Source organism: Armatimonadota bacterium (assembly GCA_016125185.1).
In the GTDB taxonomy this organism is placed as follows: Bacteria; Armatimonadota; Fimbriimonadia; order Fimbriimonadales; family Fimbriimonadaceae; genus Fimbriimonas.
On sequence record WGMG01000009.1, the window covers coordinates 117577 to 131097 of the forward strand.

The 13521-nt window shown below is 58.3% G+C and carries 9 protein-coding genes; 1 reads left to right on the top strand and 8 read right to left on the bottom strand.

Translation table 11 applies throughout. The features are described 5' to 3' along the window. Positions 1-240 precede the first annotated feature (240 nt). The 8 genes from GC165_19790 to GC165_19825 form a co-directional block, all read right to left on the bottom strand. Entirely contained in the window at positions 241-2259 is a 2019-nt protein-coding gene (locus GC165_19790) for a hypothetical protein (protein ID MBI1335112.1), read from the bottom strand. Beyond that, positions 2246-3649: a hypothetical protein gene (locus GC165_19795; protein MBI1335113.1), complete on the bottom strand. Its 1404-nt coding sequence runs from the start codon at positions 3647-3649 to the stop codon at positions 2246-2248. Before GC165_19795 ends, GC165_19790 begins: the two co-directional genes overlap by 14 nt. Positions 3650-3747: 98 nt before the next feature. Then, complete coding sequence (locus tag GC165_19800; GenBank protein ID MBI1335114.1) at positions 3748-5454, bottom strand: hypothetical protein; 1707 nt, start codon at positions 5452-5454, stop codon at positions 3748-3750. Next, positions 5451-5897 (bottom strand): BlaI/MecI/CopY family transcriptional regulator, encoded by a 447-nt coding sequence (locus tag GC165_19805; GenBank protein ID MBI1335115.1) that lies wholly within the window; start codon positions 5895-5897, stop codon positions 5451-5453. The genes GC165_19800 and GC165_19805 overlap by 4 nt, the downstream gene beginning before the upstream one ends. A gap of 223 nt (positions 5898-6120) precedes the next feature. Further along, positions 6121-8784: a phosphoenolpyruvate carboxylase gene (locus GC165_19810; GenBank protein ID MBI1335116.1), complete on the bottom strand. Its 2664-nt coding sequence runs from the start codon at positions 8782-8784 to the stop codon at positions 6121-6123. Then, positions 8781-10142: a M20/M25/M40 family metallo-hydrolase gene (locus GC165_19815; protein MBI1335117.1), complete on the bottom strand. Its 1362-nt coding sequence runs from the start codon at positions 10140-10142 to the stop codon at positions 8781-8783. The genes GC165_19810 and GC165_19815 overlap by 4 nt, the downstream gene beginning before the upstream one ends. 166 nt (positions 10143-10308) lie before the next feature. Further along, a complete protein-coding gene (locus GC165_19820; protein MBI1335118.1) occupies positions 10309-11088 on the bottom strand; it encodes an MlaE family lipid ABC transporter permease subunit in 780 nt (259 codons plus the stop codon). Positions 11089-11118: 30 nt separating this feature from the next. Further along, positions 11119-12624 carry a hypothetical protein gene (locus tag GC165_19825; protein MBI1335119.1) on the bottom strand — a complete coding sequence of 502 codons (1506 nt, stop codon included), beginning with the start codon at positions 12622-12624 and terminating at the stop codon, positions 11119-11121. Between the two features lie 45 nt (positions 12625-12669). On the opposite strand from GC165_19825, the gene GC165_19830 reads away from it, so the two are divergent. Beyond that, on the top strand, positions 12670-13479 hold the full coding sequence (locus tag GC165_19830) for an MBL fold metallo-hydrolase (GenBank protein MBI1335120.1): 810 nt from the start codon (positions 12670-12672) through the stop codon (positions 13477-13479). Positions 13480-13521 lie beyond the last annotated feature (42 nt).

Here is a 13521-nt window from a genome sequence, read left to right on the forward strand (position 1 = left end):
AGGTGGCTTCCTATGAGCCACCTGATTATAACATAGCCAAACAGCGGTAAATAAACGTCACCAAGAACCAAATTCTCTTCTTGGAAATTTGGAAGGCGGGAGGAGAAAATCCACCCATTTGGATTGCGAAAACCTGTTTTCGCTTTGGTCAGCGAAGCCTGCTTCGCTGAATGGGAGAGAGGAAGGAACGAACCGGGTGAGTCGCTTCCCCAAGTTAGCCTAGAGCTTCCGCCAAAAAGCCTAAAAAGACCACACCATCTTCAAGGTCACCGACCGTTGCGTCGTCGGACTATTCGGATCACCCAACAACACGAACATGTCGTTCCCCTTCCGCGTCCGATGACCGTACGAGAAGTACACGTTGGTCTTGCTGCCCTGGCTCACCATGCGACCCCCGAAGCTTTGCAACGGGTCGATGCGATACGTCCCCGTCAGGATCGTTTGTGTCTGACTGTCGGAACCCAGCCGCAGATCGCCAAAACTCAGATCGAAAGAGAGCTGTTTGTTGGCCGCAAAGCCCTGGTTCAGCGCGGTAAACCGATACGGCATATCCTGCCTCCGCCCAAAGTCCACGCTCAAACTCCCTTTGCTCAAAAGGCTCTTTTGGTTCCACAAAACCTTGCCCGAGAGCGATCGATCCGCGTACTTCTCGCGACTGCCGAGCGTTAGGTCGACCCCATATCCCATACCGTTGCGCATATCGAACTCGCTTCCGGCATAGATATACCGATGAAAGAACGAACCATCACAGTGGTTAAAGCTACTACCACTCAGGTAGAAATTTCGCTTTTCCACCGCTCCGTGATCGTAAACGTTGAACGTATTCAAATTCATTCCCACACCTTGTGTATTTGTTTCGTCCACCAATCCCAACGGATTATCGAACCCCGCATCAGTCTTGACAACATACAAGTTCCCGTTCAATTGGCCCTTTCCGGCATATGTATTAACGTTTGCAAATAAGCTTTGACCATGCTGTCCATTCCCTAGCCAAGCCTGCGTCGCGTTGGAAAAGAATCGGACGTTACGCATTCCCTTCGCCCAACCATAATAGGCGCGAACCTGCGCCACTTCGCCCTCCGAACCCGTCTGGTGACTGCTCAAGAAAGTCCCGCCCATGCCTGAATACTGCCCAAACTGCTGATCGAATGTCGCCACATTCGCACTCTGCTTGTCCCCAATCGAAGACGAAGTGGAAAGCAAACCTAGAGTCGTGGGACCGTTCTTACCTGCCACCTTCAACCCAAAATCAACGTCCGCGATTCGCTGCGAATAGAACAGGAAGGAGTCGTCGATCACACCTCCACCCTCGGCAAAGAACGGCCTTCGGTCGGGCACATACTTCTCCGTGTACGAAAAACTAATGTCCTGAACCGCCCCCTCGACGGTCTGAAAGTCCGGCTTGACCGTCGCAACTCCCGTAATCGACGTCGTCAGCGGATACTTCACATCCATGCCAAAACGTGCCGAAGTTCCCTGTCCCGTCGTCGCGAGCATATAGGGCGATACCGTCGGCTTAGGCGCATAGTACGGAGGATTGATATCGTCAAAGTCGGTGGCATATTGCGCAATGCTGCCGGTATCGCTCTGCGGCGGCATATACGGCCAGCATGTAAAGTTCGATTCGTCTGGCTTGCGTCGCGCCACGAACATTCCAAACGAGTGCGCCCCTTTCGGATAATGCAAGAGTCGAAAGGGAATCGACATCTCGGCGATCCAGCCGTCGTCGCATCGGCTCGTCGCCGCGTGCCAGTCGCCCTGCCACGCCTGATTGTCCGCCACGCCGCCTTCCATCTCCTGAAGTTGGGTTCCAATCGCGTTGACCCAAAAGGCGCTTGAGTCGTGATGGAGAGATTGACTGTCAATAACAACGACCACTCTCTCGTCCTGATTCAGGTTGCCGTTTCGCTGGGTCTCCTTTGCCAGGATCGTGGCAGGATTTCGGTCCGTGCAGTGGAAAGCGAAGTATAGATTCTCCTTGTCCGCGCACATCCAAACCTCGGTCTGGTCCATCACCGGGTCGTTACTTAAGAGCCGGAAAAACCCTTTCCCGTGCGTCGCCGCCTTCCAGCACGCGTCGTCCAATTTGCCATCGATCTTCGGTGCCTGGTTGGTGTGGGCCAACTTCATCCGCCCTCGGTGCCATTGCCCTGCGGGAGGCGATGGCCGCCCGATCTGCGCGCTAATATCCGCTTGCCCGAAGGCGTTCGCCGCCCCCAGGGCGGCGAACAAGAGGAGGATGAGTCTAGATCGTCGCATCCGTATCGCCCTTCGAGTCCTTCTTCAGGTTCTTCTCCATTTCCTTTTGGGCTTTTTCCATCGCTTTGCGAGCGGCTTCCATGGCTTTGCGAGTGATCGCTTCGATGTCGATCTTGATATCCTTTTGATCCCGCATCTGCGCCTTCATGTCCTTTTGAGCTCGCTCGACTTCCTTCATCGCTTCGGCCATGGCCTTTTGCGCTTCTTTCATCGCGTCGCGGGTCATGGCGGCAATGTCGGCATCACTCATTCGCTTGCCATCCATCTCGAGCTTGATCTGGCCCTTGGCCTTCTCAACTTCCTTCTTGGCCTCTTCGATGGCTTTCTGGGCTTCCTTCATGGCATCGCGGATCGCTGACTTCACGTCGTCGCCGCTCAGCCTCTTGCCGTCCTGGTCGATCTCGATATCATCCCCGATATGCTCCATCGACTTGGCTGCGATCGACATGGCCGACTCAATGGTCTTGCTCAGATCCTGGCCGAGATCGCCGTCCGAGTCGATATCAATGTCGAGATTCAGGTCGCCGCCAGTATCGAACCGCTTCTCCGTCTTACCTTGGCTCAGGTTGATCGACCCGGTATCGACATTCAGCTTAAGGTTCGTTCCGCCCGATCCGACTCGAATGGTCTGATGCGCGCCGAGGCCCTTCTTCTTGTCGCTCGACTCGCCCGACACCTCGATATTTCCAATCCCAACCTGAGCATCTACACTTGCGTTACCCTTCAGGTCCAGCGAAATCTGGCCGACCCCAACGTCCAACTTGGAATCGCTGGACGGCGTCTTGGCAAGTTTCGCGTCGATCTCGCCCGCGCCGACGTTCATGTCCACAAACCGATCGCTGGACAGATTAACGGTCTCAAGCTGACCGGCGTCGACCTTCGACTTCAGTGACCGATAATCGCCTTCGATATGGACGGTGCCCGCATCGAGTTCAATGTCGGCGTCTAGCCCTCGCGGAACCGTAATTTCGATCTTGATCTTCAGGTTGTGATTCTTCTTCGTCGAATTCGAGAAGAACTTCGGTCGGTCATTCGGCAACTCTTCGACAACAAGGTCGTCGCCCGAGCGCTTCGCTTGAATCCAGTGGCTGTCCAGCCACTTTCGCTCGTCGGCATCAACCGGCTTGCTGACTTCCTTGGTGATCTCGGCCGTCAGGTTAGACGTCGCGCCGCTCTTGATGACGACCTCGCCAAGGGTCAGGTTCACCCGGAGTCGATGCGCTCCTCCCGCGGTGACGTTGAGGACCGAATGGTTCGTCTCACGGTCGTCGGAGGTGGGAAGCGCATATTGATGGTCAGAGGAGTCGCTGGCGATCTGGGCTCGGGCAATCGAGAGCCCGGCCAAGCCAACCGTGGCGAGTCCGATGATGAATGCTGTGGATTTGGTCATTTGTCTAATCTCCTTCTCTGGTCAAATCGTTAATTTCGGGCAAAGCGGTAGCTAAGGGGTCAATGCCCTGGGTTGTTTTTGAGTTGGTTCAGGCTAAGCTACTTTTTGCCCTTATCCTCGGAACCTTTGGCGTCCTTCGAGTCTTTCGAAACCTTGTCCGGTTTTGGCTTTGGCTTCGCCCCGTCGGCGGTCGCGTCATTCGGAATCTTGATGTCGATGTTGAGGTTCTTGGTGAAATCGCCCACCATCTTCAACGACATATCCGCGATCCCCTTGGCGAACTTCATCGAGGCCTTGGCGATCGCCTTCTGATCGACACCCATCTTCGCGTTGTCGATCTCCTTTTGGGCTTCTCGAATCTGCTTCTCCGCATCCTTTTGGGCGGCCTCGATCTGCTGGCGAACCTCGGGGTTAGCATTCGTCTTCGCTTCCGCGAACGACTGGCGCATTTCCCTCATCGCCGATTGAACATCGGCGCTGGCGTGGGCGATATCGTCGTCGTCCATCGAGATCGTGTGCCCCTGGCCATCCGAAATCCGCATGGAATTGCGATGTCCGTCGCCAGAAGTCGTCATGCTGACCGAACCGTTCGTCTTCGAATTCGTCGATGTTGAGATATTGGGACCAGTGCTGGCTTGAAGCGAAGCTGGTTCGTGAGGATTCACAGGCGTTACGGGCGGAGCCGTAGACGTTTCCGTACGGTGATCAACGATCTGAGGATCGTTGACCGAAGCAGTCGGTGGGTTCACCTCATCAGACCCTTTCCAGTCCACCGTCCCGACCGAAGAGTCGAAATCTTTATTGAGAGTTTCGTCCGCTGGCTGAACCGGCGTCTTCGATTCCATATTGTCGGCGACAGGCATCATGATCGGGACGATCTGCCGGAACGGCATCACAAAACCGGCCGCAAAAACCCCCGACAGCAACGGGCCGATCACAATCGTCCGCTTCCAACCTCGGATAGGACCGCGAGGAGTCCGTTCACTGAGGATGGCTCGCAGACGACCCTTCAGTCGTGGGCTTCGCGCCATCGTCACCGCTGGCAATCGCCCCGCCTGCGGTCGAAGCGACTTGGCTACTTCGAGAATCCGCTCCGCGTACTCGGGAGCGTCAAAACCTTGGGCCAACACCAAGTCGTCGGCGGCCCGCTCGCTATCCTGCTCGAATAGCGCACGAAGCGCCCAGACGAGCGGATTGAACCAATACACCGCGCTCACGGCCCGGAAGCCAATCGACGTCGCCCAATCTCGGCGACGAATGTGCGCGTCTTCGTGCAGAACGACCGACCGGAACTGCGCCTCCGCCCAAGATTCCGATTCGTGCGGAAGTGCGATTCGCGGGTTCGTCACGCCCCACGTCATCGGTGGTTCGCCTTCTGGGCAAAGAAAGATGCGTCGTGCCCGCGCCGTCAGACCCTTGACCCGTTCAACCAAGGCGTGGGGTGCCGGTTCGAGACCGCGCTCGACCCTTCGAAATCGAGCAAGGACTACGGCAACTCGAACCAGCAGAAGAGCCGCAATCACGACCCAACACCAACCCCATCCTAGAGAAATCCCGGCGCTAGCCGGGAGTTCGCTTGTAGAGGTCAAAGACGGATTCACCAGGACTTCGGTTTTGCCAATCGCGATTGGAAGGCGAGGTAGAAGCGCCATCGCCAGCGGCAATACCGCCAACGCAACCATCGTAATAGCGAGCACCTTCGCCCGGGCTTGGGCCGACGAACGAATGAGTGCGAATCGGACGATCAGCCCCAGACTGGCGAGGATGACGGACCGAACGGCGAGTTCAACAACGAACGCGTTCATGATGGCTTTTGGCTCCTTTTAGCTTCTAAGATCAGCTTAGCTAACTGATCCAACTCTTCGTTCGAAATATTGGTTTCCGCATCGGAAAGGAATGTGCGGACAACACCCTCGATCCTTCCCCCAAAGAAGGTATCGACCACTTTGTGGACCGCGCTCTTAGCGGCATCTTGAGTGGATTCGGCGGCGCTGTACAGGTATCGCTTGCCGTCTTCCTGGTGGAGGGCAATGCCCTTCTCCACCAGGATTCCAAGCGTGGATCGGACAGAGGAATACGACGGCGGGTTCTCCATCTCATCGCAAACTTCCTGAACGCTCGCCCTGCCCAGCCGGTGGAGAATATCAAGAATCTCCCGCTCGCGGCGGCTGAGTCCCGACCCGAGCATCCTAGGCATGCGCACGCTCCGAAAATTGTAACATGCTGAAAGATTAGCACATGTTTCCATGAGATGTGTTAAGAAAGTGCGAAATTTTCCGCACTTTGGTTGCAGGTCGTGGAAAAAGTCCCGCTTTGAACCTAAAAAGCTACGGCCTTCACACTCCTATAAGATTCACCAACGCCTCCTCTTCCTTCCCAAAGATTGGGAAGGTGGCGCGCCGAATGGCAGACCCGGAAGGGTCGTGCCGCGGACGGCGCGACGGAAGGGATGAACCTCGCACTCGCCCTGTCTAACCCGTACTCTGCATCGCCGCCGCAATGCCGGCAATCGACTGAAGCATCGCCTCGCGCCAAGTCCCCTGCTTGTCCTCGTCCGACAAGTGCTCCCACCGATCCATCAGATGGATTTGCAGTTTGTTGATCGGCAACGTCAGGGGGTTGCGGAACGCCACCGTCTGACGAATCACGCGCGAATTCTCCAGCAAGTCTTTCTCGCCCGTCACCGCCAAGAGCGACGACCGCGTCAGCTCAAACTCCTCACGAATCGTGTTCCAAATCGACTGGTCTTCGGCTCGCGAAGCATACAGCGCGGCGGTCTCCATGTGCGCCCGCACCAATTCCAACTGCGCATTGTCGATGACGGTTCGGAAGAACGGCCATTCGCGATACATCGTCTTCAGCGTCTCCTCGCCACCCTCGGCCAGGAACGACGACAGCGCCGTTCCGACCCCGTACCAACCCACCAGCAATGCTCGGCTCTGCACCCAGGCGAAGTTCCACGGAATTGCGCGCAGACCCTCGACCCCTTCCGCCGCCGACCCAGGTCGATACACCGGCCGCGAGGCGATCGGCAAAAGGCTGATGTGATCGATCGGCGTCGCCTGCGTATAGAAGTCCCAAAATCCGTCGGTTTCGTAAACCAGCTTCCTGTACGCCGCCCGCGAGTCGTCGCCCAGACGATTCATCACCGTCTCGTATTCGGCGTCAAAGTCTCGCGCGTTCGGTTCGGCAGTGGCCAGCAAGCAAGCCGATACGATCTGCTCTAGGTGTCGATGCGCAATCGCCGGCAACGAATACCGGAATGAGATCACCTCGCCCTGCTCGGTGAACCGAATCTGGCCGTTGAACGCCCCTTGCGGTTGGCTCAAAATCGCTTGCGACGCGCGACCGCCGCCGCGACCAACCGTTCCTCCCCTGCCATGGAAGAGTCGAATCGGGATGCCGGTCTCCTTCGAGACCCCTGCGATGTCCCGCATCGCCGACTGAAGCGCCCAGTTCGCCGCCAGGTAGCCGCCATCCTTACTACTGTCGCTGTACCCCAGCATCACCTCTTGGTAGCCGATAGTGTCGAGGTACTTGCGGTAAACCGGCAACGCGAAAAGCTGACGAAGGAGCGGCCCGCAATGCTGGAGGTCGTCGACCGTCTCGAAGAGCGGCACGATGTTTGGCCGGTTAGCGAGCGAGCCTTCCTCTTTCAGGAAGAGCATCACCTCAAGCATGTCGCTGACGGACGTCGACATCGACGTGATGTACGTGCCCATGCTCGGCTCTTGCGCCATCAGCGCGATCGGCCCGAGCACCATCGCCAACGCCTCGGAATCTGCGATTCGAACCAGCGGGCGCGGATTCGCGATTTCGGCGGCCAAAATGGCCACCCGCTCGTCCTCAGACAAAGCGCTGTAAGCCTCGGGCGAATCCAAAATGCCGGCCTGAGCCAGCAGGTATCCCATCGCGCGCTCGTGAACTTTCGAGTGTTGGCGCAAGTCAATATTGGCCAGGTGCCGCCCAAACACGCTCAGGCGACGCAAGGTGTCCTGGATGCTGCTTCGGAACGACAGATGCTTCCCTTCTGTGCTGGCGATGGACGACTGGATGGTCGCCAATGCTTGTTCAACACCCGCCAGGTTCGACTCCTCGCCAAGGTAGCCGATGAGGCCGAGCAACAAAAGCACGTACGGTTCTTGGGCGTAGCGGTCCCGCTCAAACTGCTGGAGATACTGATCGAAAGCCTGAATCTCCTCCTTCACCGCGCCGGACTCGCCGACGAACTTGGTCGACTGCGTAAATTCCCACCGCAGTTTCTCTACCTCGCCGCGATGCCTCGGTACCACCATGTTTCGCATCGTCTGCGAGGCGTCGGCCGTTGCCGCCGCCGTCACGTTTGGGTTGCCGTCCCGGTCTCCACCGATCCACGAATGGTAGCGAATGATATTCGGCACCGTTATTCGCTCACCCGTCACCTCTTCGACCGCGTCCTCAATGTCGCGATAAAGCCACGGCACCACCTCGTAGATGGTTCGATCGAAGAAGTACAGTGCGTTGCGAACCTCCTCCTCGACCGTCAGCCGCTGGGAGCGCATCTCGTCCGTGTGCCAAAGCTCCAGCACCACGTTTTCAAGGGCGACCTCGCTGTCCGAACCCGCATCGAGGGGCGCGTTTAGATCGTTGGATCCACCCCGCTCCGCCAGCAAGTGCGAAACCTCGCGCAGTTTGTCCAACACGACCTTTCGCTTGGCTTCGGTCGGATGAGCGGTCAGGGTCGGCGCAATCCAAAGCCGATTGATCGACTCCAAAAGCTTCTCTTTACCGTGCCGGTCGTAAACCTTTCGGACGGTTTCGCGGATCGACTCTCGCCGCTCCCCGTTCTGGGTGCGGGCACGATTGACGCGAACGATCTCCTTCTGCTCCGCCGAGTTAATGAGTTGGAACAGCATCGTGAACGCCTTGCCAAGCTCTCGCAAGCCTTCGGCGGTCTGAAGTTCGGCGCAATCGATGTCCGCGATCTTTGAATCCGGTTCGTGAACCAGCTTTCGCGCCGATTCCAAAATCCAGGGTCCTTCCTGCTCGCGTAGGACCTTACCCAGCACTCGATCCAGCAAGCGGATGTCGTCGCTCAGCTCTTTCGACAAGCCGTACGACTCGGGATCAAGACCAAGAAATGCTTCGGAAATCACGGTCTCGGCATCATCTCGTCCGCGTTCGCAATGTTAAACGTCACGACCGCGAGACTGGTCGCCACCTGCTTCAGGTACTCGGGAATCGCCTGGTCGTAGCGGTCGAACTGGGTGTGCCAGATGTGTAGGTACTGCTGGGTGCCCGCCTTACCCATGAAGAATGAAGGAACACCCTTCGCCCAGAACGAAGCCTGGTCACTGCCGCCGCTGGCATCGTACTTCTCCACCGGGCTGAACTTCATCGGCATATCGGGGAACGCCTTCGTCATTGCATCGAACGAGTCGGCAAAGAACGGTGCCCACTTGGCGAGACCCGAGACGCCATTTTCGTAGTTCGAGCCACCGTCATCGACGATGCAAGCGCTGACTTTCGAAATCTCGTCCGCGTGTTGCTTCACGTACTCGGTCGATCCCAGCAGGCCCTCTTCTTCACCCGAGAAAAGGATGAAGCGGATGGTTCGTTTCGGCTTTAGACCACTTTTCATGATCAGTCGCGCGGCTTCGAGCGTAGATGAGGAGCCGGTCCCGTTGTCGTTCGCACCCTGCGAACCCGGCGAATTCCAGGAATCGAGGTGCCCGCCGACCACCACAATCTCGTCGGGATGCTCGGTGCCCTTGATCTCGGCCACGACGTTATGAACCTCGATCGGTCCCTTGATCCATCGGTTATCGATGTTGAACTCTGCGACGGTCTTTTTGCCCGCCTTCACGTTCTCGGCCAGCATCTCCCAGTTATCGTGTCGAATCTGAACCTCAATCGTTGTAGGGTGCTTTTCGTAAGTCTTATCCTTCCAGGTTCCGTGCGTCCACACGTTCTCGCCCGGGCAACCGTAGACGAATCCGAGCGCGCCGGCGTCGATGATGGCTTGGCGTGTCTCCTTATCTTCGGTCGAGGTATTGGGTCCTCGCATGGTCACTTTGGCGTCGTCGAGAATCCAGGCACCCTTGATCTGGCTTTTGACCTCAGCGAACTCGTCCATGTTGTGAGGAACCATCACCACCGGCCCTTTCTCCGGCCCCTTTGTGCCCGGCATCCAGCAATTCGTGGAGAAAACGATGTCGGCCACCGACGGCTCCAGCATGCGCGCCGAGTTATTGGGGCCTCGCTCGAACCCGACCGGAACATCCGCCCATATCTCTAAGTGCGCATTCTTGAATCCAAACGACTGGAACTTCTTCAGCGCCCACTGCTCGGCCTTCTGCAATTGCGGCGAACCCGTCGGCCTCGCGCCGATGTTGAAGCACAGCTCTTTGAGGTTGAGCATCACGCGATTGTCTTCTTTACTGAGATCGATGATCTGTTGAGCGGGCGTCGGGCCCGCGATGTGCGAGAGAAGGACCAAAGAGAGCGCAAGCATATGGCTCTAATATATCCGAGTCTGTAGTTTGCCGTCGGCAGTCTGGGGACATTCTAACTATTTGCCACTCCCACACGTCCGCAACATTCCCTGCCCTTCCATCAGCTGGCACACGCGCTTGGCATAAGGGTGAGCGCGTGGGAGGGGTTTAACTCCCAATTAAAGACTAATTCATCAACCGCGCCAACAAGAAGTTAGTGACGTAGACCAGCACCATGCTAATGACGACCGTATTCGTAGTTGCCCGACCGACGCCGACCGCGCCGTTCTTCGTCCGCATGCCTTGTTGACACGCCACCAGCGCCACGATCAACCCAAAGACCGGCGTTTTGTAGAGGCCGCCCAGCAAGTCCGACGTATGCGTGAATTGGTTGATGGAGGTCAGGTATTCGCCGCTGGGCACGCCCTCGTTGGTCGCCACCAGCCACCCGCCAAACGAGCCCGCCCACATGCAGGTGAGCCCCAAAATCGGAAGCATGAGGATCGACGCCACCACGCGCGGCACCACGAGGTAGTTGGTTGGGTGGACGCTCAGCATTTTCAGCGCGTCGATCTGCTCGGTGACCGCCATCGTTCCGATCTGCGCCGCCATCGCCGAGCCGCATCGCGCCGACACCATGATGCCCGCCAGCACCGGCCCAATCTCGCGCGTCATTGAGAGCGCAACCGTAGCCCCAACGAACGTCGTCGCGCCGTATTTCAGTAGGAACGTGCTGATGTACAGCGACAGAACCGCGCCGCTAAAAAAGCCGGTCAGGGCCACGATCGGCACCGAATTGACCCCCACGAACGCCATCTGACTGAGGGTTTCACGGAATTCGAATCGGCTCGTGAAAATCCGCTTCAGCGCGTCGACGAGCAGAATCGTGATCTCGCCCACGAACGCGAAGAACGAGTCGAACGGCCGGACAATATCCGCTAACAGCCCTTTGTCCGCCCGTGCCATATCGGTAAGGATAGCATTTAGGCGGGGCCGCTAGCCCCACCAATCGAAGTTGACCGGGACGCCGCCCAAGTTCCATTTCTGAGGCTGACGATCCGTCATCCAATCGATCGGCTCGCCGAGGCGAGTGTTGATGGCCGCAATCGAGAAGGCGTCGCGAAGCGCCGACAGTTGGTCGGGTCCGACCGCCTTCTGCTGGGCCGAAACGAACAGTGGCGTGCCGCTCCGCGAAACCAGTTCCAGCCACATCTTGATTTTCTCCCACGGCACATCGGTGGTGATGCCCACGCAGTCGGCATCGGCCCCAAAGAACGCGCCCTCCTGTACCCCGCGAAAGGCGAGCGTGTTGACGCCCATCTTCACGGTTCGCGGCCACTCACGCCCGCTGGTGTCGTCGCCGGTTCGCTGAAGCTCGAACAGCCCCGCCGTCAGGTGCCCAACCGTGTTGCACCCAATGATAAGCGAGTCGCCCGCCGCTCGGCGGATGGTCTGGTAGAAGTCGAGGAGGATTTCAGCCGTGGTGCGGCTTTGGTCGGCGAACGTTCGCCCCTTGCTACCCATGCCGTCGGTGAAGGAAAAGCCCCACTGGCTCGTCACATCGAAGGTCGAATAGTCGTGCTTGATCAGCTCGTAGCCCCAAACGTGGAGGCGATGCACGTCATCGAAGACCTTGCCGAGCACGTCTTTGTTGCTTGGATCGAGCGTGTCCTTGGCCATGAACCACGACTCCGGGTGGGTCTCCGCCGAGTACAGCGGCCGCATCCAGATGCCTGGTCGGCACCCAAGCTCTTTCATCTTATGGGCGAGGTCCGGCATATCGCCAAAGCGCTGGTTTCCGCCGGTCCATTGCCCGCCTGAGGTGCCCGGCGGCAGTTGCCAGCCGTCGTCGATGACGGAAAACGGTCGGTTGGGACTCTCCGAAAGGTCCGAAACCCGCTTCGAATCCTCCAAAATCACCTTCGCTGTGTTGTTGCCGTAGGCGTAGTACCAGTCGTTGGCACCGTACACCGGTTTGTCGGCCAGCCTCGGCTTCGGACACAGCGTCTTGAGGAAGGTGTGCAAGGTCGGATGCGGGTCGCCGCCTTCAAACCGATACACCGTCGCGAGTTCGATCGACCGGCCCGTCAGCAATAACGGACAACTGCCCGACCGAACGTCGAGGATGAGGCGAACCATTTCGACTCCCGCCCGCCAATGGGCGAGGGCTCGGCAACCGGTGTTGACGCCCCAGCAGGTGGTTTGGTGGTCGTGATGCGCGGCGAAGTACCACGGCAGGACGCGGCTGTAGTCGTACTCGCCCCAATGCAGGGTGCCGTAGCTTCGCTCCCAATCGTCGCCCATGACCATCGCGCCCTCGGGGATGCCGTGGTTGTAGGTCGCCTCGATCTGATAGATCGGGTCGTCGGAGGCTTCGAGGGTGATGGTCCCTTTGTCGTCGGTGGTGATGCGGACGCCGTGGCCTTCCCACGTGTCGCCCTTCTTGGCGAGGCCGAAAACGCCCTTCGACGTCGTGACCCAAATTCGATTCGGTTGATCCACGGTCTTTCCCCTTTCCAAGGTACCCGTCGCCGGTAAGCTGGCGGCATGACTTTCCATCGATTCGCCCAGGGCGATTACGAGGTGCTTTTGCTTCAGGCTCAGCCTCCTTTAGCGACCAAGACCGCTGATCTGTTTCCGGATGTCGATCCCGACGAACTGGCCGAAGCGGTGCGGATCGCGCCGGAGAGTTTTGTGAACGGAGGGGAGGAGATTTTCTTTGGGCAGACCATTGCTTTGGTGCGGGGCCATGGCAAAACGATTCTGTTCGATACCGGCGTGCCGGTCGATCATGAGCGGGCGACGCTGCTGAAAAGCCTGGCCGCCGCCGGACTAACGGCGGGGGACATCGACTTGGTGTTCCTGACCCACCGGGACTTGGACCACGTGGGTGGGAACCTGACCGATGGTCGTCCGACCTTCCCCAATGCGCGGTACGCGATGGCGAGGACCGAATACGAGAGCTACAAAGTCGATCCGGTGAGGAACCATTTTCCAACCTATGTCGGGCCGCTGGAGGAGTTGGGTGTGTTCGATGTCGTCGAAGACGATGCGGAGATTGCGCCGGGCGTTCGGCTGGTTTTGACGCCAGGACATCGGCCCGGGGCGGCGAGCGTGCTGGTGGAGGATTCGGTTTTGTTGGCGGCGGACACGTGGCATTGCCCGGCTCAGGTGACGTTCCCGAACTGGACGATCAAGTTTGACTCCGATCCGGAGTTGGCGGTGGCGACTCGTCGGAGCGTCATCGAGCAAGCGGCGACAGAGGGTTGGCAGGTGGCGGTTCCGCACACGTTTCGATTGGGTTTGGGGCGGGTTATGGATGAGAGTGGTCGGATGCGCTGGGTTTCGAGTTTGTAGGCTGGCTGTCGACTATCCCCCGGTTCACTCCGTTCACCGGCC

Bases quoted from the DNA above. Each gene is read 5' to 3' on its own strand.
- GC165_19805 (MBI1335115.1), bottom strand. From the start codon at position 5,897: ATGGAAACATGTGCTAATCTTTCAGCATGTTACAATTTTCGGAGCGTG.
- GC165_19830 (MBI1335120.1), top strand. From the start codon at position 12,670: ATGACTTTCCATCGATTCGCCCAGGGCGATTACGAGGTGCTTTTGCTT.
- GC165_19820 (MBI1335118.1), bottom strand. From the start codon at position 11,088: ATGGCACGGGCGGACAAAGGGCTGTTAGCGGATATTGTCCGGCCGTTC.
- GC165_19800 (MBI1335114.1), bottom strand. From the start codon at position 5,454: ATGAACGCGTTCGTTGTTGAACTCGCCGTTCGGTCCGTCATCCTCGCC.
- GC165_19795 (MBI1335113.1), bottom strand. From the start codon at position 3,649: ATGACCAAATCCACAGCATTCATCATCGGACTCGCCACGGTTGGCTTG.
- GC165_19815 (MBI1335117.1), bottom strand. From the start codon at position 10,142: ATGCTTGCGCTCTCTTTGGTCCTTCTCTCGCACATCGCGGGCCCGACG.
- GC165_19790 (MBI1335112.1), bottom strand. From the start codon at position 2,259: ATGCGACGATCTAGACTCATCCTCCTCTTGTTCGCCGCCCTGGGGGCG.